Origin of the sequence: Aequorivita aurantiaca, assembly GCF_030410135.1 — a bacterium.
GTDB lineage: Bacteria > Bacteroidota > Bacteroidia > Flavobacteriales > Flavobacteriaceae > Aequorivita > Aequorivita aurantiaca.
Window position 1 is genome coordinate 15,118 of record NZ_JAUGQQ010000013.1, and the last position, 23,356, is coordinate 38,473.

Below are 23,356 nucleotides of genomic sequence, written 5' to 3' on the forward strand. Positions count from 1 at the left end.
GTGGGCGCAAGATACAATTTTCCGCTATTTTTGCACACCACATTAACGTTGTTTTTGGCTTAATAAATATGAGGATTGATAAATATTTATGGTGCGTTCGCTATTTAAAAACTAGGAATATTGCAACACAAGCTTGCAAAAAAGGATTGGTGCGTATTAATGGGGATATCGTTAAACCCTCACGCGATGTTTACCCGGGGGATGTTGTAACTCTCCGAAAGGACCAAATAAATCATCAAATGGAAGTTCTGGATTTGCCCCCAAGTCGTGTAGGAGCGAAACTTGTGGATCTTTATCGGAAGGACACTACCCCAAAGGAGGCTTTTGAAACGAATGAAATACTTCAATACGCCAAAACCTATTACCGCAAAAAAGGAGTGGGCCGACCCACTAAAAAAGACCGACGGGACCTGGATGATTTTACAGAATCCCCTGAAGAAGAAAATGAAGCTTAATCATTATATTTGAAAAAAACAGCAGCAAATGACCACAACTATTCTCGATAAAAAACAGATTGCCCATAAAATAAAAAGAATTGCGTTTCAAATTTATGAAACCAATGTTGATGAAAAGGAAGTGGTGATTGCAGGAATAGTTTCAAACGGGTTTACCCTTGCGAAAATGATAAAGAAAGAAGTTGAAAAGATTTCTCCCATTAAAGTGCTGTTATGTGAGGTGGTAATTGATAAGAAAAATCCCATTCGCCAAATAGAAACTTCCCTTAAAAAAGAAGAATACCAAAATAAATCCCTGATCTTGGTTGATGATGTGCTGCATTCTGGCACTACGTTAATTTATGGAGTCAAACATTTTTTGGATGTTCCATTAAAACAATTCAAAACTGCAGTACTTGTTGACAGAAACCATAAAAAATATCCCATTAAAGCTGACTTTAAAGGAATTTCACTATCAACCTCGTTGAGTGAAAATGTTTCCGTTATTTTTGAAAAAAACAATTATAGTGCTATTCTAGAATAGAAGTGATGTGATTTTTTCCACTGTATCGCTGACACTTCCTTCGTTTTCTACTTTAATGCCGGCTTGATTATAAAAATAAGACCTTTCGAATAAATGTTTCCGGACAAACTCATTTAATTCCGCTTCATTTTTAAGGTGGGCCAATAATGGACGATTATCCTTTTCAGTCACCAAACGTGCAATTAAGCGATCTACTGAGGTTTTCAAATATATTGAAATAGCATCCTTTTGTCCTATGATTATTTCCATAGCATTTCCGTAGCAAGGTGTGCCGCCACCCGTGGCCAAAACATAATTTTCATCTAATTGGAGAATACGTTGAAGCACGAAGTTTTCCAATTTTCTAAAGAAAATTTCGCCTTTCTCGGAAAAAATTTTGGAAATGGATACATTTTCCTGAATTTCAATTTCAGCGTCCAAATCTATAAAACGTACTCCCAATCGAGCGGCAAGCTCCCTCCCCACCGAAGATTTACCACTTCCCATATAACCGATTAAAATTATTTTCATAATTACGAAGGTTCCATTATTTTGAATTATATAATATAAAAAATTTCAGAATTTAAAGATTTGTTGGATAGAAATTCAATTTCAAGCTAATACTGTATTTGTGAGCTCCTGTTTCTCAGCCATTTTAAATTTTTCTCAAATTTAATTGAAATTCGTTTTGAAAAATAAATTTAATGATAGTATATTTGCACCCGCATTCAAAGGAAGACCTGGTAGCTCAGTTGGTAGAGCACCTCCCTTTTAAGGAGGTGGTCCTGGGTTCGAGCCCCAGCCAGGTCACTGGAATGGTTATCATTCAAAACCAAAACCCTGCTAATTTTATGATTGGCAGGGTTTTACATTTTTTAGGCATATCATTTAATTTGATATAGTTTGCCTTTAAAGGTTCACAAATCGTCAACATATATTAATAATCGTCAACATTCCCAAAATGTTGACATATATTTACATTTGCGACCAATATGGCTGATTTGACTTTCGTCTCATTTATTGTTCATCATTTAAGACGACAGCTATGCGAACCACTTCAACATTTTCCATTTATTTTGGATCTATGGCACTCGTGCCATCAACAATGAATCGAACCTCTATGCCCGAATAACGGTCAACGGAAAAAGGGTCAACCTGAGCCTAAAGCAAAAAAATCCAAGTAACCTCCTGGGATGCAAAACGCCAAAGGGTCCAAGGCAATAGGGCTGCCTCAAGGGAAATAAATCTCTATCTTGATGAGACGAAGGCTCAAATTGTCCATTGTTATCGGGACCTTAAATCGGAGAGCAAAGTATTGTCTCCCAATCTTGTTAAGGCAAGGTTCTTGGGCAAGGATAAAAAAAACCATTCCATAGAAGACATTATCACCTATCACAATGAAAAGATGTCCAGCAAGCTTTGTGCAAAAACATTATGCCATTACCGGACCAGTCAAAAATATATTCGACAATATATTAAGGAGGAATTTAAAAGCTCAGATATTTATCTAAAGGACTTAAATTACGCTTTTGTCATTGGCTTCGAAAGTTTTCTAAGGTCTTACCAGCCCAGACACTATCAGGGAAAAATTGGGAACAACGCGGTAATGAAACATATCCAAAGGCTGCGAAAAATGGTAACCCTCTCCTACAATATTGAATGGTTAGACCACGATCCATTCATAAAATTCAAATCTAAGCTTATTAAAAGGGAACGGGAATTTCTATCCAAGCAGGAACTTAATACGCTGGCGGAACGTGAAATTAAGTGGGAACGCTTGGCAATTGTACGCGACATGTTTGTTTTTTGCTGCTATACTGGACTTGCCTATGTGGATATCCAAAAATTAACCCCTGATAATATTGTTCGAGATATAGATGGAAATTTATCCATATTGGCAAAGCGCACAAAAACGAAAACTAAATTGGTTATTCCTCTTTTACCTCCCGCTTTTGCGATTTTAAATAAATACAAAGGAAACCCTAAAGTAATTAATGGGGATTGTGTATTGCCGGTTTTAAGCAACCAGAAATCCAATGCCTATCTTAAAGAGATCGCCTTACTTTGTGGCATTAAAAAGAATCTTACCACCCATTTAGCCCGACATACTTTTGCCACAACCGTAACACTTACAAATGGAGTTCCTTTGGAAACAGTGGGCAACATGCTGGGACATAAAAATCTACGAACTACCCAACATTATGCAAAAATCATCGATAGAAAAGTAAATGAGGATATGAGAATGTTAAGTGAAAAGTTAGCTAAAGAAGAGCATGAGTCAAACCCAATGATTAAGCACAAAAAAAATCACACATTAAACCAAGATTACATCTATTGAATATGAAGCGTCTTAGATTATATACTATTTGTATTCATCCAACAACATTTGGACCTCCTCTTCGATGTCAATTTTTACAAGTTCCCAAACTTTGCCTCTATAACAATAGGGAGTGAAATCATCTTCAGCTATTGAAAAATCTAGACAAGCTTTCAAAAGTTCCTGTTTTGTTGCTTCATAGGGATTTCTTTGCGCATAGAACCCTAACATTTCCTCTTAAGTGAACACATCAAGAAGTTCGTGGATGTCCCAAAAATCTTTTTTACGACCCCCATTTGCAATAACTTCCAATTTCATTGCGGCAATTTCCTCCTTTGATGCCAAACGTATATTATCTACCTCTAATAATGGAAAAACGAAAGGATCCGTATAATATATATCCAACTTAATTGCATTATTTTCATCTTCGCCTACAAAATAAGACCTTCCAATAACCACCTCCCCCATAGAAGATGTATCTACATATGGAAAGGTCTCATTTAAAATTTCTTCTAAACGGTTGAAATCTATACTACCATATTCCGCATCTGTAAATAAATCAATATCTACAGATTCCTTATGGCCTTGCTGTACACTTAATGACGTACCACCTACCAATCTAAAGCTTTTAAATTCTTCAATAGCCATTAATGATACTTAGGAATCCCAAAGAAGATCTGAAACTGTATTTAAATGTAAAGGCATTTAAAATTAAATAAGATTATAGGCTTCTGCATTCTTTTGAAATGCAGGCAAACGGGAGTTCTTTATAGACTTAGCTATATTAGATACAGTAGCTTTACTATAAAAATCTATAATTTCATTGATTTCTATATCATTCCCTCTTTCCAGTATTCTTTTTATAATGGCACGTTTGTTTTTATTCCAATCTATTTTATCAAAATGGGTATCCCAAAATAGTACCTTTCTAAAATTGTGGAGATTAGGCGTTCCCCTACTGTTCTTAACCAATTTAATTTTTACTTCATAGCTTGCCTGTAACATCATAAAGTAATCATCTTCCGTTTGAAAGTAATCCGCCAATTTAATGGACAGTTCGGGATTGATACCTCTTCTTTGATTTATAATGGCACTGATGGTTTGCTTGTGTTCATTTACAGCCAAAGCCAGTTGAGAGCTCTTAATATTATTACGCTTTATTTCACGTTCTAATATAAGCCCGGGATGTAATCCTTTTATCTTCGCTATTTTAGGTAACATAGGTTATTTATACTACAAAGGTAAATATAAGAATTTAGTAAACAAAATCGTTTACTAATTATTACTTATAATTAGAAATTCGAATATCTCCTTAATAATAAATTATCTATGCTTTAAATAAATGAACTAGTTTCTAAATAAATAACTAATAAAATATGAAAGTAGCCTTAACCTAGGCTTTGGGTACCTTAAATGTAGCTTAAACTATACATTCGGGTAGGACTCGACCCCCTTGAACCATACATTATCAACACATGAACATAGCATTAGGCCAAGTTGAGAATAGCATTACCACCCTATGACTGTAGCCCTGACAGCCTGTTGTACCACGTAATTTTTTAGGACGAAACATTACTGAGGACACGGGCGAGACGCCCGCGCCAGGGGACATTACAAATGCGACTCAATAGACATGCTTTCTAAAAGCGCACCAGTGTATTTATGAGTAATAACTATAACTTATCAGTGCTAAATTAAAACACCCTAATAATGTTTTAAAGTTTGTCTTTTTTATCTTTATTGTTCATATTACATTCGGTAGTTTAATAAAACAATTAATAAAAAGATTTGTTTATGACACTCTCTTCAAAACAAAATTTTATAATCGCAAGATTAGAAGAGCTCTTCAACCAATGGGACATCCCTAGGTCGCCAAGCGATATGTTTATTGGCGGCTTATTCGCCATGCAACCAAAACTTAGGGCAAACCCAGATTGGATGTCACAATCTGCAAATTCTTTTCGAGAAATCTTCTATCATTTACTTAATAAAAACAATTACAAGGAATTTCCAAAAGGTATTGATAAAAAACTTGTCGCTTTTGAAAACTATGGGTCATTATCCGCTATTTCTGAAGATATAGGTAAACTAGGATTTTTGTATAATAAATTCACTGAAATTGCTCATCACAATCTAAGCGCTGAAAAAAATGAAATACTTCCTAGTGCAAGTGAATATGAAAATTTTGTTTTAAGCCTTGAAAAAGAACTACATATATTACTTACAAGACAACTTGATATCCATGAAAAAATAGAACTACTTATATCTAATATTTCCAAGTCAATTAAAATTGACAATTTAGTTCAAGAAGTGAGATCGCATATAGAATCTAATTTAGATGCTTGTCAATATTTCTTTACTCATATAACGGCTGATACTCTTCCGATTTTTGTTAAACAAGGTTTTTATAATAATTTCCATTGGTCCAAAACTTTTCATGATTCTGACAGATGGACAAGTTTTGAACTCTTTTCCTTGGAGCGATTAGCTCCAGAAGCACCCGAAGAAGTAGCTCATATCTTTTTAAATCATCAAATAGAAAATGACACTAATCCTTTTGCAACTCGGACAAGTATTTTGAGATGTATGAAATCATTTTCTTCTCAATATTTACGTCAAGTTTTTGAGTATCTATATGATAATGGATGGACTTTACCCTCAAAAAAGTATTCTGATGATTATATTTTAGAGGATATCGCGAAAAAAATAGTCCAAAACAATGATTGGGAAACATTTCTTATTTATTTAAAATATAGATTTAGTCCATTAGTTTCCTTGCCACAAAACGACTATTCTTGGTCTTCGCGTGAATATTGCCCATTTATTTTCGATACTCAATTTATTGAAAATACTTTTGAAGGGCTATCTAAAATCCCCAACGATTATCAAAAAAAATGTTTGGTCATCTTACTAGAAATATTTAATAAAACCTTAATCCATCCTATAGATGAACAAACGTCAGGGCTACAGTTTCAAGATAATACTTCATTTCTGAGTTATGACTTAACACAAGTATCTATTCAAGATGTTAAAGATTACGATAAAGGAATTATGGACAAATTACTAGGAACTTATATAAGGCTTGCTAAAAAATATATAATACATGAAAGTAGTTCTGAGAAAACAATTCTAGAAATTATTAATAAATCTCCCGAGTCACCTATATTATGGAAACTCAAATATATTTTATTATCATTTTCATTGCCTAAATTTGAATCACAATTCGTAGAAGAAACTCTTCGATTTACAAAATATCAGAATCCATTCGAGTATTTATCAGGTGCTGAATATGAAACTACACTTGCGGAATCTTTTCATAAATTAAGTGCCCGTTCGAAATCAACAATTTTTCAAAGATTAATAGCACATTTCAAAGAGAATTCTGACAATTCATCTCATTTTAAAATTTATGCTAATCGTATATTTTCAGTAATTAGCAGTTACCTTAATCATAAGCAATTAAAAGAAATAGTAGGTGCTGGCATTGAAATAATGGAAGGGTATAAACCGTCTCCTACATTGGGACAAGTGACAGCAGGTTTTGTTGTTGACCAGTCACCAATTACTTTAGAGGAGCTCTCTTCCTTATCAGTTCTAGAAATTATCAAGAATTTACATTATAAATGGCATCCCAACGAAATCCTAAAAGTGTCATCAGATGAGTCATTTCTTAAGCCTATTAACGCAAACGGTCTTGCTCTACTTATTATTCAAGATCTGCACAAACGACCTGAAAAATATTTAGAAAAATTAAATGAATTCATAAAGCCTAAAAAATTGAGTTTGACATATACTTATCGTATGCTTGAGGGACTTGCCCAACTCATGAAAAAAAACGACTCATTTTCCAATTATAATAAAATTATAGATTTTATATCCACAATAGTAGTACTTGAAAGTCAAAATAAACTGATAGACATAGAATCTAACCAATCACAATCATTAAGGAACGCATACGAACCGGTATCAAACTTGATGATATTTCATGGCGTAAATGAAGTAATTCAACAGCTTCTTGATAGTAAGACATTTATATCTAAAACACCGGAACTTTCTGGAATCGAGAAAGTAAGAAAAACCTTAGAGCTTCTTTTGAAGCATGAGAACCCTAAAGTTTTAGGTGAAGAACTTGTAACTGCATCAAGTACCATACGTACTGGAGGAGGACCCACTGTAGTTTCAGATAGCTATTTTCAAGCGATTAATTCTGTCAGAGGAGCGGCCTTTTCCTCATATGTGTTTTTCTTAAGAAAGTTAGAGAGCCAAGTAAATTTAAAATTTGCAGATTATTCTAACTCTTGGCGAGATGTTTTAGAATTATTTATAAAATCAGAAAAGACTCGGGCACTTCATTTTATGTTTGGATTAAATACAGATCATTTAATCTCACTTGATAAAAAATGGTATTACAAAGAGCTTTCATTTCTATGGGATGACTCCTTACCTTATCATTTACAATTACACGTGTGGAATGGTTTCTTGCATACTCAACCGTGGACTGAGTACTTATCGAATATTACTATTAGAAAAAGATATATCCATTGGATAACAAATACTCCAAAACCTGAATCTGATCGTAAATACAGTAAAGATTTTGAAAAGGCTTTGGCTAATCATTTTTTCTCTTATTACATACATAAACCAGAGGAGTTTCATAATTCTGATCTCTTTGCAGTATATTTTAAAAAAGGTACACTAAACTCTCACATACATTTTATAGACCTCATAGGTCGCTATGCAGTATCGCGAATAAATAAACTTGATATAAACAAATGGCCACCTAATTTAAATGAGTCTCTTTTTCTACTTTGGGAGCAATATTTGGATGAATATACAAATGATAATTTATTTGAGCATTTTAGTTTTTGGTATTTAGATGGAAATAAGGACTTTGAAATCGAAAGATACCTTGACCTTATTATTAAAACTTTAAAAAAATCTTCAGGTAAAATCTCATTCTCACATATTTTGGAGAAAGAATTAATTCAATATACTGCCTATAATCCCCTAAAAACATTAAAAATAGTTGAACTTGTATTACTAGAAGGATATGTAAGAAGTAAATCTAAGCACCATTTTTACTTAAATGATGTATGGAAACAATTTTTTAAATCGATGTATAAAAGCTCGCAAAAGACTAAAACAAAAGCTCTAGTTTCGCGATTAATTCAAGAAGGCGGAGCTTCATTTTGGATTTTGAAAGAAGAAAAAAATTATAATTTTTAAAGCTAATGATTGTTTTAAATTGATGCTGTTAATAAAACATATGAGTGGCTTTTAAATCGTGAGAGAATACCAAATATAAAGTTTTTTGTTACATAGAAAGGCTCCCTCTTAAACTTTTAAAAGGTAACAAAAAACAAAGCCGCTCAAAGCAGCTTATAGTAATTCGGTTTCTAAAATTATGGGTTGTGCAACGACTAATGTTTATTTTTTGTTTTTTATTCCATTATTTTAATCGTATTTGCCCCTTCAATTATTACATTAATTGCATGTAAATGTTTTTTGATTTGTTGCAAATCCTCCGATGTTACATTTGGGTTTTTTAGTAGGTTTAAAATTTTGGGAAATTCTTCCATATCGAAACTTTTGGTGAGTTCTTGAAATTCATAATTATGAAGATAATGGAGTCCTGAAACATTAATAAAATGTCCCTTATAATTTATCATTTTTAAAATCAACGAACTAATTAAGTAATGTAATTTTAATACGGCAGCATCCTGTTTAGTTTTGTCATCGTCATAAAAAGGAATTCCCCCATGAAGAAATGTATTTCGATGATTTAGGTTCTCAAAATCATTTTCATCTAAATCAATTCCATATAATTTGAAGGGCTTGGATAGTTTATCTTTATTGGTTGGCGAATTCATCGAATTGATCTTTTTCGTTAGAATTTCTATCCCAGAAAAGTCAATTTTGTCGGAGTATGTGATTAAGACTTCTAAAATTTCTTGTCTAAAATTTCTCCATGTAACCTTATCTTTTATTGGATTGAATGAATTGGGGTTAGTTTCCTTAACATACTCAGAGAGGGTTTCAATTGCTACAGCGTATAATGCACCTTTTTGAGTTATATCCTCATTAGAACTTGCGGAAACAACTAATTCAAGTGTTCTTTGCAATTCAGGAGAAGTATATACTAACACGCAAAAGAAACTGAAGATTTCAGAGGAAAATTTATTATGATATTTTTCGAGCTTAAGTTTTTCTTCCTTTGTTTTGAGTTCAAATGTTTCAAAGAAGAGATTTGGATTAATAAGTTGAAGGTTTGATATTTGGCTAGAATTTTCCAGTAAGAATTCAAATTGGTCAACAGTACTAAAATCATTCGATTCGGAAAAAATATACGCAATTTCGGATTTGTAGAACTTACCAGATAAGAATGCAAAGCAAAGTCTAATGCAATATGCAATTTTTTTAAATTCCTGATCATCAATTAAATCAAGCGAATCAATTATATGCGCATTTATATTTTCAACGCCGTAAAATCGAAATCTAAAATTATTTACTTCCAAATTAATAAACATTGCTCGAACATTCATGACTTTAATTCCCATTAAAGAATCAGATAAATGCCAATTTTCAATATCAAATTTTATCCAATTTTCCTTGTGATCTAATATGTAGGTGGGAAAAATAAAATCACTATCATCACTTACAATAATAACTCTTGCGTAATATTCTGAATTGAGTTTTTGGAAACTTTTTAAGTTTGACAATTGTCCAAATAAATACTGAGGTTTTCTTGGGAATTCGGTTTTAAAATTAATTACCGAATCTCTATTAGTATAGTATTCTTTCCCGTTAATCTTAATATTAAGTTCTTTTTTCAGTCCGTAACTCTCCTCGTATTTCACTCCCCATTATTTAGATAATTTTCTATGGTTATTTTAAATGGATAGCCTTTGTCTCTCTGATTTAAAATTTCAAAAGTGAACTCTTCTGATTTAGTTTCACCTTCAACTGTATTATATGAAAGGAGTATTGTCCCGGAACCTCCGCTAGAAAGTTTATTCAAATATTCGAGGGAACTCCTATTGTTTTTCCGGAATATTGGTATTACATATTTTTATTCATTACCTCGTAGCGGTTTCTATAATAATAGATGTTCAAAACTTTTTGTTCCATTTATTCCATAACAGTATACAATCACTATCAAAAATACCATCCAACTGTTTGGTGATTATATTATTATTATAGACTATACTATCCCTATTATAAGCTCTTGAAAGAAGTCCCACCAAAGTAGTGTTGGTAGCAGGAGAAATTGATACGATATCCTCATGAGTTAAGCGGACTTTTTTTCGTTTGTTGTGAAAACAATATATTCTTTTTCCGTACGGTTTCCGTTAAGACGAATCATATTTTGGTCAAGTTCTTTCCCTAACGCTAGGGAAGTGAGTGACAAAAAGCTTTCAGAGCTTCTTAATCAGCAATTGAGTACCAATTTTTATAATTTAATTAATGAGTATAGGGTTAACGAGGTAAAGCAAAAGATTAAAGATAAAGAGTACTACAAATATACACTTCTAAGTATTGCCCATGATTGCGGTTTTCAATCAAAAACAAGTTTTAATAGGGTATTTAAACAAAAAACCGGGATGTCACCTTCCCTGTATAAAGAATCCCAGCATGGATCTAAAAATTCCAAGTCTATAAATATTCTGAAGTGATTATTTAAATTTATAGAAAATGATGGTTTTTACTAAGTTATCAAGTAATTTATTGTAGCCAAAACCCTGATAGTTATATCAGTTTTTAAAATTGATTGGTATTTGCTCACTTTGTTTCAGATGCATGAGGTTATAATTTATGAGAAGTAGAAAAGTAATGACCAATTTTAATTTTTGCAATTTAAAAAAAGATGTCCTAATCCTTACTTTGTTTAAACAGACTTTTTTGAAACTAAGCCATAACATTTTCATTTATCACCATTTATTGAATGAAAAAAACATCTAATCCACTAATCTTCATTTGGACAAACTATATTTTCCTGCGCCCGTAAAAAATAAAGCCATAGCTATAATTAGATATATTGCCAAAAGCTCAAGCGCCCAACCACCGTAATCGTTTAATGCAAAAACCTTGTCCATTTGTGCGAGCACTATTGCAGAAAAACAATTTATGGCAAAGATGAGTGCGGCAAAGCGGATTCGAAACCCGAGGATAATAAGAATTGGAGCAACTACTTCCCCAATGTAAACACCGTACCCAAGCAATGGAGAAATTCCATAACCAATCAATAATTCTTTAATAAATGCAATGCCATTTTGTATTTTGCTGATGCCGTAAATCAGCATAGGAAATCCAATGGCCAAACGCATTAGGAGCAGGCCTAAATCCATTTCTTTTTTCATAATAACAAATTTTGAAATTGAGAATAATTTTGAATATGTTTTCGAATAATGTTCTAAACAAGTTAATTAGATGAGGTAGTAAAATAATTATTACAACCAAGTAGTTCGTTTTCGAAATGTTGTGTTAGATTTACTATATCATTCCCCAACGTATTATTTTCAACGGTAAGAGTCTCTATATTGAAGTTTTCCAAAAACTTTGGAAAAGAAAGATGCCCCATTATTGTTGCCCCTAAAAATGAAAAGGTTGACAAGGCAGCCTTTAAAACCTGATTCCTCCCATTTTTTCCATTAGAGGTTGCGAGTAGTAACATTGGTTTATATTGAAATATATTCCTATTAATTCGGGATGTCCAATCAAGGATATTTTTAAAGGCGGCCGAATAGCTACCATTGTGTTCCGCTAATGAAAGAATGATAGCATCAGTTTGTTCAATTGTTTTTTTGAAGGTATATGCCAAGTCTGGAATCCCCATTTTATTTTCATAATCCTCACTATAAATGGGCATTTGAAAATTATTTAAATCTATGGGGACTATATCTATTTCATTTAATTGGGCTGCGACATATTGGGCAAAAATCCGATTGATGGACTTTGAGCTATTACTTCCTGCAAACACTAATACTTTTTTCTTTTCCATAACAAAAATTTAATTGGAATACTTTTATTTCCAGTCAAAATTATTAAGGAATCTCTTGAAAAAAATTAAAGTACCTTAAGAAATTCCAGCAGCATTAATTTTCCGCAAATGACTTAAAAACTCTGGGGTTATGCCTAAATATGCAGCAACCATATACTGCGGAATGCGCTGTTCTATTTTTCTATAATTTTTTATGAAGACTTTATATCTCCCGTATGCATCTATGGTCATACTGCTAATCATTCGATCCTGCAGGGCAACATATGCCTCCTGAAATTTAATTCGGAAAAAGTTTGAGATAATAGGTAATTCCAAATACAATTTCTCCAAATCATCCTTTTTGATCTGCACAAGAACCGTGGGTTCAATTGCTTGAATAAACATTCGGGATGGTTCATTATTTAAATAGCTATTTAGGTCATTGATCCACCAATTTTCTAAACCAAATTGCAATATATGTTCATTGGCATTATCATCTAAATAAAAGGAACGCATACATCCCTTAGCTATAAAATTCATGGTATTTGAGGTGTGACCCGGCTTTAACAGAAATGCTTTTTTATCTATTTTATGAATGGACAATAATGGCAGTAATGCTCTTATAGTTTCAGAATCAAGAGGGACAATTTTATCAAATTCGGTGATAATATATTTTATGAATTGTTCATTATCCATTTTCCGTAACAGTAATATATGAAGTCATTATATCCTTAGTGCTATTGATTGCTTTTGCTATTTTATTCGCCTGTTCAATATGTCTTTCATTATGATAGATTACAAAGCGAAAAGTATCACCCAGTTTTAGTTTCACCAATCGGGAAAAGCTAACAGGGATGTAGATTTTATTCAGATTTTCTTTTTTAGAACTATCCAATAAAATTAATAATTGTTCCTGTTGAGCTACAAAACGGGAAAGCGTATTTTCGTTCAGATTTGCATTTAAAGGATTTTTATCCTTAAACGTCTTCATCTTTTTAATATTTTCGTTTGGCAACATTTTCAAAGCGAAATAATTGCCCATAAGTCCAGATTTGAAATAGGAAACCGGATAGCTATTTGAAGATTCAATCGCCATTTTTATTGCAGGGATATAATAATCACCATAAAGATTTAAATGCTCCATACATTCCAAAATGCTCCAACTACCATGACCAAACCTAAAGTTTAGATCACTAGGGAAGGAATAAAATTTTTTGGCTTCCTCAATATTTAATTGAGTTCTATTTATTAAATCAAAAATTAATTCTTCAGATTCCATTTTCGTGATTTAGTTTTTTTTGAAACATATGATCTATACCGTAATATATTAACACCCAAGTTTCCATATGCCTTGTCAATCCTGAATTTATATACAAAAGATTACTCTACTGACTTAACAGTAAATGAGGCGGTTACCCCAACACAAAAATTTCTGGGAAGCTTATCAACCCCAAAAATTGCGCGTGTGTGATTTCCCTTTTCTCCCAAAAGCTGAACGAATATATCCGAAGCTCCGTTAACAATTGTAGGCGAATCATCCCAGGAATCCGATGCTTGAAAGTAAGCATCAAAGTGGTTTAGACCTATTATTTGTTTATAACCAATTTTTGACTCAGTATGTGCAATAACATTTAAGGCGCACAGTTGCATTGCCTCATATCCCTGAGCTGTGGTAATTTCATTACCCAAACGGCCCTGGTACAAATATTCCCCATTTAAAATTGGAAATTGAATCGCCACATAAGCTATGTTTCCCCGAATATTTAAGGAAAGATAATTTCCGCCCGGATGGGTCACCTTCGGAAGTTTAAGGTTCAGCTTGAGAAGGTTTTCATTTAAAGACATATAAAGCAAGATTAATTAGCACCCCTATTCCGTAGTTAAATTTAACTGTCGGTAATTCCAAAGTTAAAGAACATACTATCTATATGGTTCAAGGGCCTCCAATAATTCCCTATAATCTTTCAGTAATAGTCCCGGACCGTCAGTAATTTGCCATAAGGCATTCTGTATGATAGCATATATTTCTTGCCATTTGGGGACTTCATAATTATCGTCAAACATTTCCTGTGGATTGTAATGCTCTGTTAGCGCCAAATTTGGAAAATCACCCACTATATCCAATAGACGGAGCAAATTTTCATCGGTTGTAACTACATAGGGTTTGTACATATCCTTGCCTATGGGGTAATCCTTGGTGTCCTCTTCCTGGTTTTCTTCCCATGGAAAAGCTTTGGTATAGTTTAAACAACCCAAACCTACGTAGATGGTGGTGGTATCTCTAATAATGGCGCTAAAGGTTGGCGGCACTTTCACTTTTAAGGGGGAAGTCAATAATCCATCTTGGGTTCGGCCTTCATGTTTAAAAATAAAGATTAGACCGCTCGGAATTTCAACCGAAAGGGTATCTTCAGTATGATTTACAAAGTTGACATCGGCATAAAAAGTATTGAGACTTCCATAAAGCAATTCTGTGTTTGAGTCAAAGGGTTTGTTGGGACGATCAACTAGCTCAATCCCCTGGGGCGGATGCCAAGGTGTACCAATGGGCAACCCTTCGGTGTTTCCAATACCGGGCTTATTTGAGGAAGTTGGAATAACAATATCCCAATCGTTTCCGTCTAATGGCTCACGTTTATCATCGTCATTTTTATCACAACCAACCAAGGCCAAAGCTATTAATGAATATTTTATTATTCTCATTTTGAGTTTTAATTTAAATTATACTTATTCCTTATCTATAAATTTTTTGCAGACTTTCACTACCCGCCTACATATTACGTGCTCAAATTTAAGGCAGAAGTTCCCCTTTCTGATTCAAATTCGATTAACGTAATGGAGCAGCTATAAATGCATCAATATTTACAATGAATACAAAAATCACTTACGTGGAATATGGGGCTAGGTTTATCGAGGGCATTTCCGGTTTATCGAATTTCACTTAATTCATTTCTTTCCTTTTTAATATTTGCCTTTCCAAATGCGAAAATTTATGGGGGATTATATTCCAATAAAATTTCATTTCACTCTTAAAAAGGAGAATTATTAAGCAGGAAGCTTTGCTAAATGAATTGTTTATAGTCACAATCTTCCAGATTGTGAAATCCAGAAGCATCTATCGTAGAAATTTCAGGTTAGAGTTTTCCAAACCTTATAAAAATTAAATCAAATACTATCTTAAAATGATAAATTTAATATTAAGTCCAAAAATTGTAGCATATCTTATCAAATTTTTGATAACTATACCTTTACTAATCAGCTGTTCAAATAATAACAGTGATGATAATGGCGATCCGCAGGCAGGGTTTGTGACGGGTATCGCTAAAGATGGTGCGGGGGCCCCGCTTTCAAGAGTTAAAGTGCTGATTGATCACAATATATTTTTCAATTCTGGCATTAACACAACAACCAATAATGAAGGAAAGTACAAAGTAAATGTTCCCAATGGGTCATGGTATGCCTTTGCCACACACGAGGTGGATTTCAACAATAAAAGATTCACATTTTACCTGCATCCCGATAATGCATCCGGATTTGGGGGCGAAGGAGCAATACGCAATTTTGAATGGAAATTAGCCGGGATAATGCCCTTGCCTTTATCAGGCAAATATGGCGGACTGGTAACCATAGACAATTACCCGGGGGTATATATTAACGAATCGGAAATAGAATTTGAATTTACCCCTCTCGGATTGTTAATTGACGGTAGCGAGGGAGCTACAATAAATCGTCAAATAGACATTTCCTCAAATATCGAAGATATACCAATAGGTCGCTATGAATTAAAAGCGGAATATTTGGGAATTCCTATAAAATTCAGACGATGGAATTCACAGGAAGCTTTTGTTGAGAATTATATTATCAATTTCGAGCCGTTAATTGATGGTCAATGTAATAACTGTGCAAAGCTGGAGTATTATTGGGAGCCCTAAAAAATATACCAAGACATTAAATATTTTAATTCTAATAAAAACTGAATGAAAACAATAAAAAATATAATACTAGGTTTCAATTTGATTTTTTTCACATTTTCTGCCACTGCCCAGGAATCACCTTTTGGAGATTATTACTGGACTTTAGCATCTCTAACTATATCTCCAGCAGTGGATGTTGATATGGACGGAAAAGTTGATACCGACCTTCTGTTTCTCATACCGCCTTGTGAACGGGATGATACCTATCGCTATCAAAACGATGGTACAATAATTGTGAATCGGGGGAAAATTCAATGTGAGGATGATGAGGAAAAAATTGAAGAAGTTGGTACCTGGAGCTATGACAAGAAAACTAAAAAACTAATACTGGATAAGTATGATACAAGAAAGAACACAGAAGTTATAGTGGAGTTTTCTTCAGCTTCTAAGATTGTCTCTATAAAAAAGATTGAATCTCCAGAAGGTACACACACCGCTCGGACCATCTTTAAAGCGGTGAAAAAGTAATAATTGATAGCTGTTTTATACCCCTTTTTAAATTTTCCTTTATCGTTTTAATAATTAGAGATCTATAAAGTAGTCTCTTTAGCAAGAATGAACAGCAGCTATAAAAATTTAAAATTTTATGGCTCACGATCCTCTGGCAGATATGCTCCTCAATTGATATACAGGCGGGCGTCAAAAAATAAGCTTTTTGATACCATGTAAATAATTTCTCCCAACATTAATTTCAATAGCATTAGGCAAGGATACTATAAACTTATTAAACTCCTTATGTAGACCTTGAATATGATCCATATTTATTATATAAGAACGGTGGATCCTTACAAAATAACGGGAATCCAACTTATGTTGTAAATGTCCAATACCACTGGAACTGAGGTAAGAATCTCCTTTTATGGTATATATCCAAGTATAGTCCTTATCTGCTTTTAAGTATGAAATTTTGCTAACGGGTATACTAATCAACCTCAGACCCTTTTCAACTAAAATACATCCCGTATATCTGATATCTGAAATGTTTTGGTCCGAATTGGTCCGTGAAGATTTCCAGTGATCAAACCGGTTCATGGCAAGTTGAATTCTTTTATCCGTTAGAGGTTTAATCAGATAATCAATAGCATGATGTTCAAATGCACGTGCCGCATCTTTGCCACAGTTGGCAGTGTAGATAACCGCAGGTAAATGAGTTACGGTTTCTGCAATTTCAAAGCCGTTTATTCCAGGTGTATCGACCTCTATAAATGCAAGGTCGGGCTGTAAATCATTGATATATTTTACTGCCTCCCATCCATTGGAACATTCCCAGAACACAAAATTATATGGCTGCAGTTTTGTAAGTTCCCTTATTTTTTGTCTGACGGATTGATCACGATCAACTATGATAACAGTCTTTTTTTTCATTTTAATAAGTTCCTTTCAAATTATGGTTTCTGTACATACATACTATTCAAATACTATTCTAGCAGAATCCAGTATTTTTCTTGATTTGATTACTACTATATTTTAAGTGTAACTTTTCATTAAGCCATTTTTGGGAAAATTGTATGAATAACGGATTAGGAATTCCAGATAGGTGGTGTATTTATTCAAGTCCGACAACATTGGAAGTTTACATTCTTTTATAAATACTGTTTGGAAGTATCTTCAACAGAATTGCAACTGCGCGCCATCTTTTCGTAACATATCCTACATCCTTCTTTCTTTTAATAAGTTCATATATTTGGTTTGCAGCATTTTCTTTGGAAGCAACCCAAAATAACCCTTCACCTTTTGCCATATCTGTATCAACAAAGCCTGGCCTGACATCGGTTATATATATTGGCTTTTTTGATCTTTTCGCCTTTTGCCTTAACCCTTCCAAATAGTTGATTTGATACGCTTTTGAAGCGTTATACGCTGGGGCCAGATGATTACCCCTAATTCCTGCGAGGGAACTTATTGCCACAAAATGTCCCTTTCCCTGTTTTTCAAAAAAATTACAGGCCCACACAGCTATTTCAGTAAAAGCATTCACATTTAACTGATTGGTCCTATTTTCTATTTCATATTCCAGCTTCCCATTTAAATCGCCTGTCCCGGCACAAAACACCAGCAGGTCCAAGCCTTGCATTCTAGAAACTAATTCCTCCAATTTTGTTGGATTGCTTTCTTTCGTACAATCAAAAGCGCTGCATAAAAAATTTTGAGGATTACTTGTCATTAAATTTTCAAGTTCTGCAGCTCTCCTTCCGGTTATTCCAACCCTATAATTATTTTTCGATAGAATTGTTGCCAATTGAAATCCAATTCCGGAAGAGGCCCCTATAACAATTGCCTTTTTCATTTTATCAAATACGTTGAATATGCTTTATTCTGAAAATATTTATTATGCTTTCAATACTTCAAATAGAATTCAAATGCGTGAAGTTCAGTTAAAAGGATAATTAATAAATTAATTATCCTTTCTTCCAAACACCAAACTTCAAACAAACTACTAACTAATTATTTTTACTGATAACTCGTCCCGAACCTGAAATGTTAGAATGGATTGAGGGATAACCCTTATAATAAACATTCCCACTCCCTTCAAGATTTATCCTTAAATCGGATATACAGGTGACCTCAACATCCCCCGATCCTTCCAAATTTATTTTACAACTTTCTGCAGGCATATCAAAGGCAAGAGTGTTACCAGAGCCTTCATTTTTAATATCTAAAAAAGTGCAATTTCCATCTAAATAAATATTGCCCGATCCGCTGTTGGAAGATTTAAAAGTTCCGTTCCGGATGATATTTTCTATATACATATCTCCCGCTCCCGAGTTTTCAATTTCCTTTAAATCCCTAACCTTTATATGAGCCTGCAAGTTGACCTTATTATACTTACCATCTGCCATATATAACTTTAACCTGCCATTTACTACCTCGGTTTTTACCCTATGCATAATATTATTGTCCGCAACAATTTTAACTGATTGTGCCTCTGCCTGTGAAAAGAAAACCTGAAAGACCCCCTCACTAGCAATTTTATCAAAAGCATCTACCTGCCGTATTTCCGTAACTGTAACACCCGAGCCTATAATGCCTTCCTCGTAGCATCCGCTGAATGAAAATATTGCAATTAGCAATACTATTATTGAAGCTGTTTTTCTCATAATCTCATTTTTGAAATTTATTTAGCAATTAATGAATTTTTAATTTTACTATAATCAAAATGGGAATTAGCCACTCACTCTATTTTTTTCGCTATCCGCAGCATTGGCGTCATACTGGTTTTTCGGCGTGAATGATTTTCCATAGTTATAACTGAAAGTTAGGGACAAAAACCGTGTGTCACTTTCACTCCTCCAGGTTGCATCAGTATTTTTAAGATTATTGATGATTCCATTATTGATATTGGAATAAAAAACATCATTAAGGGATAGCTTAATGCTCGCTTTGTCATCAAGTAATTTCTTTTGTAAGCCAATATTTAATCGTGATTTGGCCAGTAGCACAAATTGTGTGTTTACAATATCCGTTTGATAGTGACCGCTAACTTCAGCGGACCATCCATTTTCAAACCTGAAGCTATTATTCAGGGAGAATATCCAATAAGTACCGGAGGATTCTAGTTTTTCAGTAAAAAGTTGGCTTTGGAATTTTGCGTGGGTTATTTCATTATACACATTTGCGGACCACCATTTAAAGAATGGTATTTGGACATTGAGGTTTAAGGATAAATATTCACTTTTACTTATATTCCCTGGTTGACTATAATAAATGCCATCGCGAATTTGTATTGTTTCAGTTATGTTATCCTTTGCAGAACTATAATTTAAAGTAGCAGAAAAAACGCTTTTGTAATAATAGGAAAGTTCATAGGTATTCGTAAACACCGGATTCAAAAATGGATTGCCTAAGTAATATGTGAATTTGTCCAGAGGGCTTATGAACGGATTGAGCATTTGGAAATACGGACGGTTTACCCTTTTTCCATAATTTGCCGCCAGGGAGTTAACGCCTAGTGTGTCCAGTTCATATTTTACAAAAATTGTGGGAAACAAATTGGTGTAGTCCCTCTTAAATTTTTCAGCTCCCCTTTCCCTATTGCCAAGTTGATTACCTTTGGATATAGTGTTTTCAAGGCGAAGCCCCATTTGAAAATCAAAACGTTTGTATTTAAAATTGTAATTGCCATAAGCAGCATTTATTATTTCATCGTATTTAAAATGATTGCTCGATTCATAATCAGGAACTTCTGTACCTTCAATAACTTTCCTGTAATCCGCTATATTATCAGTTTTGGTGTAGCTTACTTTATAACCGGTTTCAAAAGTTCCATTCTTCGTGGGCAAGGTATAATCAGTCTTAAATGAATAAATATCAATAGTTGACGGTAAGTACCCTTTCAACTGGTCCTGACTGGACAGGGAATTATCCGGTTGAAAAATAGCATTGTTAAAGGTTTGCTTGGTATCGATTTCATATTTTAAATAATCAAGAGCCACATTAATTTTCTGACCCAGGCTATCTAAATTATGACGCAAATTCATGTTAATACCTAGGTTTTTAAATTGTTCCCGTTGGCTGTTATCTGCAATAACAGTGGAATCGATTTGAGAATTGGCATCCGTAATTTCACTGTTGACCACTGACAGACGATTCCTCTTGTTCAGGATGCCTGTTAATCCGAGGCCCAAGGTAGTTTTATCGGTAGCGTAATAATCCGCTCCAATCCTCGCATTTGATAATTTTATCTCGGACTCTATGATGCTGTTTTGGTAGAACAAATTTTCTATATTTCCTTCATCATCCTTAAATTTTCTCAATATGAATAAATCACTAATAGGGTTGTTTTCCCCGTAACCGACGTTTCCAAAAAGTCTGATTTTATTGTTCATATAATTTACGTTTAAATCTTGGTTACTGCCATAATTTATACCTTTGGAAACCCTAGAGTTTAAGGAGGCGTTAAAACCTTTGCTCATTGACCTCTTGGTTACAATATTTATAATCCCGGCACCACCTTCGGCATCATACTTGGCTGGAGGGTTGGTCATTAACTCAATTTTATCAAGGGTGCCAACAGGGAGGGATTTTAAATAAGATTCCAATTCAGATCCCGATAAATATGTTGGTTTGTCATCAATGAAAACCTGAACCCCTGATTTCCCCTTGAAAGTTATAGCACCGTTTTGATCAACCATTATTCCAGGTGATTTTTCCAAAATATCCATTGCATTTCCTCCAGCTGCCGTTATAAATGCATCAACATTCACCACCGTTCGGTCAATCTTATGTTCCACAAATGGTTTTTTCTTTACAACAACAACAGCATCGAGTTCATTGATTTCATTTGGAGCCAGAATAATAGGAGGCAGCTCAATAGTTGATTTTGCTGAAGAAATGACAATAAATTCACTTTGATAAACTTTATAATCAATATCCTCAATGAATATTTGATAGGCATTCTCCTTTAAGTTATCAAAGTGAAATGTACCATCCGGTGCCGTTAATTCAATTTTTGCAACGCTACTATCCTTTGCATTAAGCAAGGCAATTTGAATACCTGCGAGAGGTATCTGTTCTGTATCAATCAATTGCCCCTTTATAATATGTTGCGGTTGCGCCACCATTAACATTGTAAAAAAAATAAATATGACTAGAATAATTTGATTTCTCATTTACTAAAAAATTAATACGTTGGACTTTACATCACATTCTTATTGATATGATATTCTTCAATTTTTAAAAAAATTGCTGGATTTTAAATTAAAATAGGCAATGGTTAACTCAACACTCTTTTATAACTATTTAGCTCCTCATCTTTTTGTTATGTTCAACTCCACCCCAGTTGCCTATTTGTTTGGATCATTCTTTTATAAATTCTACTCTTCTGTTTTGTGCCTTCCCGATATTGGTAGCATTATCGCCAACGGGGCGGCTGGCTCCCTCTCCATCCGTTCGTATATTGGAGGGATCAATTTGAAAATCTGTTACAAGGATATTTTTAACGGCTTCAGCTCTTCTTTTAGATAGGCTGAGGTTGGATTCATTATTTCCCACATTATCGGTATGTCCTATAATTTTAATCTTTAGGGAATTATCCCGAACAGCTAATGCAATTTCCTTGAGAATGCCATATGAAACAGGCTTTATCTTATCTGAGCCCGAATCGAATTGAATACCCGTTGTTACCAATTTACCTTCATCCATCAATTTAGAACGGGTATCTGATTTGCCTTCAGAAAACTTTATGTTGCCAACATAAAATGCAGGTTCACCTGCCCTTTTCATGGCCGCAAATTCAATTTGATTGAAATTGTGGTTTATCGCGACCGCCACAGGAATATCAACTGCTTTTTCCTCATTGTACCAAATTCTCAAACGCTCACCTTGAACCGTAATGGCTACGTGAACCAGGCCGCCGTTATAATTTTTGTTAAACCCATTTAATCTTGAAGGATCAAGAACCGTTTCTATTTTAGTCTTTTTATTCTCAACACCTTCCAATTTAACATCAGCATATTTTTGATAGAATGATGTGGTTACGGAAAGCATATTGTTCAATTTCGGATCATTGTAACTTAACTTCAGATTTTTATCTCCGCCATCATACATTTTAAATTCCCAATTTGGAAAAGCAGCGATGTTATTGGAATTAGGATCAAATGGCATATCTAAAATTAAGTCGTATTCCAAGGTAAAATTTGTAGGCAATTGAACGGTGGGCGACAAAATTTTTCCGGCCACCAACTTTAGCCATTTTCCTTCCATTCCTTCTAAAGTTACCACCTCTGCACTGCCATTGGTAAACCATTTTAAAGGAAATTCCCCAATTACATCCTGGTCAAAATTTTCATAAAAAACAATATTCTCACCCGGAACGAAATCAAATTTTGAATACGATGCAATTCCCTTGTCTGCAGTTTTGGATCCTTCGGTGACAGCTTGACCATTTGCACTGGAAGCTTGACTGGATTCATTGTTTTTTTCTTTTTTATTTTCGGTACCGTCTATGGTTTTTTCTGCCTTTTCCTTACTTTTTTTTACGATTAGATCACTGCCAGCATCAGATGCCTTATTTTTTACTTTCTCCAAAAAACTTTGGGAAAAACCGCTCGTGCTTAAAAAAATAGCTAATAGGATTACGTTAAATACTTTCTGTTTCATTTTTGTATTATTCAATTAAATTTTAAATATTTA

Annotated in this window: 23 protein-coding genes and 1 tRNA gene; 8 read left to right on the forward strand and 16 right to left on the reverse strand. The window is 33.8% G+C overall.

Annotation, left to right across the window (positions count from 1 at the left end; all coding sequences use genetic code 11):
- Nucleotides 1–68: 68 nt before the first annotated feature.
- Together QRD02_RS13090 and QRD02_RS13095 are read left to right on the forward strand one after the other, a co-directional pair.
- Nucleotides 69–455, forward strand: a complete 387-nt coding sequence (locus QRD02_RS13090) for an RNA-binding S4 domain-containing protein (RefSeq protein ID WP_290255409.1) — start codon at nucleotides 69–71, stop codon at nucleotides 453–455.
- 28 nt (nucleotides 456–483) lie between these two features.
- Complete coding sequence (locus tag QRD02_RS13095) at nucleotides 484–978, forward strand: phosphoribosyltransferase family protein (RefSeq protein WP_290255410.1); 495 nt, start codon at nucleotides 484–486, stop codon at nucleotides 976–978.
- Here QRD02_RS13095 and QRD02_RS13100 read toward each other — a convergent pair.
- A complete protein-coding gene (locus tag QRD02_RS13100) occupies nucleotides 970–1,488 on the reverse strand; it encodes a shikimate kinase (RefSeq protein ID WP_290255411.1) in 519 nt (172 codons plus the stop codon). The two genes, QRD02_RS13095 and QRD02_RS13100, sit on opposite strands and share 9 nt — an antisense overlap.
- 206 nt (nucleotides 1,489–1,694) lie before the next feature.
- Between QRD02_RS13100 and QRD02_RS13105 the strand changes: the two genes are divergently transcribed.
- Together QRD02_RS13105 and QRD02_RS13110 are read left to right on the forward strand one after the other, a co-directional pair.
- Nucleotides 1,695–1,767: transfer RNA gene (locus QRD02_RS13105), tRNA-Lys, on the forward strand.
- Between the two features lie 364 nt (nucleotides 1,768–2,131).
- Nucleotides 2,132–3,295, forward strand: a complete 1,164-nt coding sequence (locus tag QRD02_RS13110; RefSeq protein WP_494337476.1) for a site-specific integrase — start codon at nucleotides 2,132–2,134, stop codon at nucleotides 3,293–3,295.
- Between the two features lie 24 nt (nucleotides 3,296–3,319).
- Here QRD02_RS13110 and QRD02_RS13115 read toward each other — a convergent pair whose 3' ends face one another.
- The 3 genes from QRD02_RS13115 to QRD02_RS13125 form a co-directional block, all read right to left on the reverse strand.
- Nucleotides 3,320–3,505, reverse strand: a complete 186-nt coding sequence (locus tag QRD02_RS13115) for a hypothetical protein (RefSeq protein ID WP_290255412.1) — start codon at nucleotides 3,503–3,505, stop codon at nucleotides 3,320–3,322.
- A 6-nt stretch (nucleotides 3,506–3,511) separates the two neighbouring features.
- Nucleotides 3,512–3,922, reverse strand: coding sequence for a nucleotidyl transferase AbiEii/AbiGii toxin family protein (locus QRD02_RS13120; RefSeq protein WP_290255413.1), 411 nt, complete (start codon nucleotides 3,920–3,922; stop codon nucleotides 3,512–3,514).
- A gap of 63 nt (nucleotides 3,923–3,985) precedes the next feature.
- On the reverse strand, nucleotides 3,986–4,495 hold the full coding sequence (locus QRD02_RS13125) for a HigA family addiction module antitoxin (RefSeq protein ID WP_290255414.1): 510 nt from the start codon (nucleotides 4,493–4,495) through the stop codon (nucleotides 3,986–3,988).
- Between the two features lie 573 nt (nucleotides 4,496–5,068).
- Here QRD02_RS13125 and QRD02_RS13130 point away from each other — a divergent pair.
- Nucleotides 5,069–8,500, forward strand: coding sequence for a hypothetical protein (locus tag QRD02_RS13130; protein ID WP_290255415.1), 3,432 nt, complete (start codon nucleotides 5,069–5,071; stop codon nucleotides 8,498–8,500).
- 215 nt (nucleotides 8,501–8,715) lie between these two features.
- On the opposite strand, the gene QRD02_RS13135 is transcribed toward QRD02_RS13130, so the two are convergent.
- A complete protein-coding gene (locus tag QRD02_RS13135) occupies nucleotides 8,716–10,131 on the reverse strand; it encodes a hypothetical protein (RefSeq protein WP_290255416.1) in 1,416 nt (471 codons plus the stop codon).
- A gap of 540 nt (nucleotides 10,132–10,671) precedes the next feature.
- Here QRD02_RS13135 and QRD02_RS14445 point away from each other — a divergent pair.
- A complete protein-coding gene (locus QRD02_RS14445; protein WP_353959585.1) occupies nucleotides 10,672–10,947 on the forward strand; it encodes a helix-turn-helix domain-containing protein in 276 nt (91 codons plus the stop codon).
- Between the two features lie 297 nt (nucleotides 10,948–11,244).
- Here the strand turns inward: QRD02_RS14445 and QRD02_RS13140 are convergent, their stop codons facing one another.
- The 6 genes from QRD02_RS13140 to QRD02_RS13165 all read right to left on the reverse strand — a co-directional run bounded on the left by QRD02_RS13140 (nucleotide 11,245) and on the right by QRD02_RS13165 (nucleotide 14,954).
- Complete coding sequence (locus QRD02_RS13140) at nucleotides 11,245–11,631, reverse strand: DoxX family protein (protein WP_290255417.1); 387 nt, start codon at nucleotides 11,629–11,631, stop codon at nucleotides 11,245–11,247.
- Between the two features lie 62 nt (nucleotides 11,632–11,693).
- Nucleotides 11,694–12,272, reverse strand: coding sequence for an NADPH-dependent FMN reductase (locus QRD02_RS13145; protein ID WP_290255418.1), 579 nt, complete (start codon nucleotides 12,270–12,272; stop codon nucleotides 11,694–11,696).
- Nucleotides 12,273–12,347: 75 nt separating this feature from the next.
- Nucleotides 12,348–12,947, reverse strand: a complete 600-nt coding sequence (locus QRD02_RS13150) for a Crp/Fnr family transcriptional regulator (protein WP_290255419.1) — start codon at nucleotides 12,945–12,947, stop codon at nucleotides 12,348–12,350.
- A complete protein-coding gene (locus QRD02_RS13155; RefSeq protein ID WP_290255420.1) occupies nucleotides 12,940–13,530 on the reverse strand; it encodes a DinB family protein in 591 nt (196 codons plus the stop codon). Before QRD02_RS13155 ends, QRD02_RS13150 begins: the two co-directional genes overlap by 8 nt.
- Nucleotides 13,531–13,631: 101 nt before the next feature.
- Nucleotides 13,632–14,096 (reverse strand): RidA family protein, encoded by a 465-nt coding sequence (locus QRD02_RS13160; protein WP_290255421.1) that lies wholly within the window; start codon nucleotides 14,094–14,096, stop codon nucleotides 13,632–13,634.
- A 75-nt stretch (nucleotides 14,097–14,171) separates the two neighbouring features.
- On the reverse strand, nucleotides 14,172–14,954 hold the full coding sequence (locus QRD02_RS13165) for a hypothetical protein (protein WP_290255422.1): 783 nt from the start codon (nucleotides 14,952–14,954) through the stop codon (nucleotides 14,172–14,174).
- A 479-nt stretch (nucleotides 14,955–15,433) separates the two neighbouring features.
- Between QRD02_RS13165 and QRD02_RS13170 the strand changes: the two genes are divergently transcribed.
- Both QRD02_RS13170 and QRD02_RS13175 read left to right on the forward strand, forming a co-directional pair.
- Nucleotides 15,434–16,183, forward strand: a complete 750-nt coding sequence (locus QRD02_RS13170) for a carboxypeptidase-like regulatory domain-containing protein (protein ID WP_290255423.1) — start codon at nucleotides 15,434–15,436, stop codon at nucleotides 16,181–16,183.
- Nucleotides 16,184–16,228: 45 nt separating this feature from the next.
- Nucleotides 16,229–16,693 (forward strand): hypothetical protein, encoded by a 465-nt coding sequence (locus QRD02_RS13175; protein WP_290255424.1) that lies wholly within the window; start codon nucleotides 16,229–16,231, stop codon nucleotides 16,691–16,693.
- Between the two features lie 171 nt (nucleotides 16,694–16,864).
- Here QRD02_RS13175 and QRD02_RS13180 read toward each other — a convergent pair whose 3' ends face one another.
- From QRD02_RS13180 to QRD02_RS13200, 5 genes are all read right to left on the reverse strand, one after another.
- Complete coding sequence (locus QRD02_RS13180; protein WP_290255425.1) at nucleotides 16,865–17,590, reverse strand: LytR/AlgR family response regulator transcription factor; 726 nt, start codon at nucleotides 17,588–17,590, stop codon at nucleotides 16,865–16,867.
- 208 nt (nucleotides 17,591–17,798) lie between these two features.
- Nucleotides 17,799–18,512, reverse strand: coding sequence for an SDR family NAD(P)-dependent oxidoreductase (locus tag QRD02_RS13185; protein WP_290255426.1), 714 nt, complete (start codon nucleotides 18,510–18,512; stop codon nucleotides 17,799–17,801).
- A 154-nt stretch (nucleotides 18,513–18,666) separates the two neighbouring features.
- A complete protein-coding gene (locus QRD02_RS13190) occupies nucleotides 18,667–19,323 on the reverse strand; it encodes a head GIN domain-containing protein (protein WP_290255427.1) in 657 nt (218 codons plus the stop codon).
- Between the two features lie 66 nt (nucleotides 19,324–19,389).
- Nucleotides 19,390–21,834 carry an outer membrane beta-barrel family protein gene (locus tag QRD02_RS13195; RefSeq protein WP_290255428.1) on the reverse strand — a complete coding sequence of 815 codons (2,445 nt, stop codon included), beginning with the start codon at nucleotides 21,832–21,834 and terminating at the stop codon, nucleotides 19,390–19,392.
- Between the two features lie 187 nt (nucleotides 21,835–22,021).
- Nucleotides 22,022–23,323: an OmpA family protein gene (locus QRD02_RS13200; protein WP_290255429.1), complete on the reverse strand. Its 1,302-nt coding sequence runs from the start codon at nucleotides 23,321–23,323 to the stop codon at nucleotides 22,022–22,024.
- Between the last annotated feature and the right edge of the window lie 33 nt (nucleotides 23,324–23,356).

Bases quoted from the DNA above. Each gene is read 5' to 3' on its own strand.
- QRD02_RS13140 (WP_290255417.1), bottom strand. From the start codon at position 11,631: ATGAAAAAAGAAATGGATTTAGGCCTGCTCCTAATGCGTTTGGCCATT.
- QRD02_RS13185 (WP_290255426.1), bottom strand. From the start codon at position 18,512: ATGAAAAAGGCAATTGTTATAGGGGCCTCTTCCGGAATTGGATTTCAA.
- QRD02_RS13095 (WP_290255410.1), top strand. From the start codon at position 484: ATGACCACAACTATTCTCGATAAAAAACAGATTGCCCATAAAATAAAA.
- QRD02_RS13175 (WP_290255424.1), top strand. From the start codon at position 16,229: ATGAAAACAATAAAAAATATAATACTAGGTTTCAATTTGATTTTTTTC.
- QRD02_RS13125 (WP_290255414.1), bottom strand. From the start codon at position 4,495: ATGTTACCTAAAATAGCGAAGATAAAAGGATTACATCCCGGGCTTATA.
- QRD02_RS13190 (WP_290255427.1), bottom strand. From the start codon at position 19,323: ATGAGAAAAACAGCTTCAATAATAGTATTGCTAATTGCAATATTTTCA.
- QRD02_RS13195 (WP_290255428.1), bottom strand. From the start codon at position 21,834: ATGAGAAATCAAATTATTCTAGTCATATTTATTTTTTTTACAATGTTA.
- QRD02_RS13160 (WP_290255421.1), bottom strand. From the start codon at position 14,096: ATGTCTTTAAATGAAAACCTTCTCAAGCTGAACCTTAAACTTCCGAAG.
- QRD02_RS13145 (WP_290255418.1), bottom strand. From the start codon at position 12,272: ATGGAAAAGAAAAAAGTATTAGTGTTTGCAGGAAGTAATAGCTCAAAG.
- QRD02_RS13100 (WP_290255411.1), bottom strand. From the start codon at position 1,488: ATGAAAATAATTTTAATCGGTTATATGGGAAGTGGTAAATCTTCGGTG.
- QRD02_RS13115 (WP_290255412.1), bottom strand. From the start codon at position 3,505: ATGTTAGGGTTCTATGCGCAAAGAAATCCCTATGAAGCAACAAAACAG.
- QRD02_RS13155 (WP_290255420.1), bottom strand. From the start codon at position 13,530: ATGGAATCTGAAGAATTAATTTTTGATTTAATAAATAGAACTCAATTA.
- QRD02_RS13120 (WP_290255413.1), bottom strand. From the start codon at position 3,922: ATGGCTATTGAAGAATTTAAAAGCTTTAGATTGGTAGGTGGTACGTCA.
- QRD02_RS13200 (WP_290255429.1), bottom strand. From the start codon at position 23,323: ATGAAACAGAAAGTATTTAACGTAATCCTATTAGCTATTTTTTTAAGC.
- QRD02_RS13090 (WP_290255409.1), top strand. From the start codon at position 69: ATGAGGATTGATAAATATTTATGGTGCGTTCGCTATTTAAAAACTAGG.
- QRD02_RS13150 (WP_290255419.1), bottom strand. From the start codon at position 12,947: ATGGATAATGAACAATTCATAAAATATATTATCACCGAATTTGATAAA.
- QRD02_RS13170 (WP_290255423.1), top strand. From the start codon at position 15,434: ATGATAAATTTAATATTAAGTCCAAAAATTGTAGCATATCTTATCAAA.
- QRD02_RS13165 (WP_290255422.1), bottom strand. From the start codon at position 14,954: ATGAGAATAATAAAATATTCATTAATAGCTTTGGCCTTGGTTGGTTGT.
- QRD02_RS13180 (WP_290255425.1), bottom strand. From the start codon at position 17,590: ATGAAAAAAAAGACTGTTATCATAGTTGATCGTGATCAATCCGTCAGA.
- QRD02_RS13130 (WP_290255415.1), top strand. From the start codon at position 5,069: ATGACACTCTCTTCAAAACAAAATTTTATAATCGCAAGATTAGAAGAG.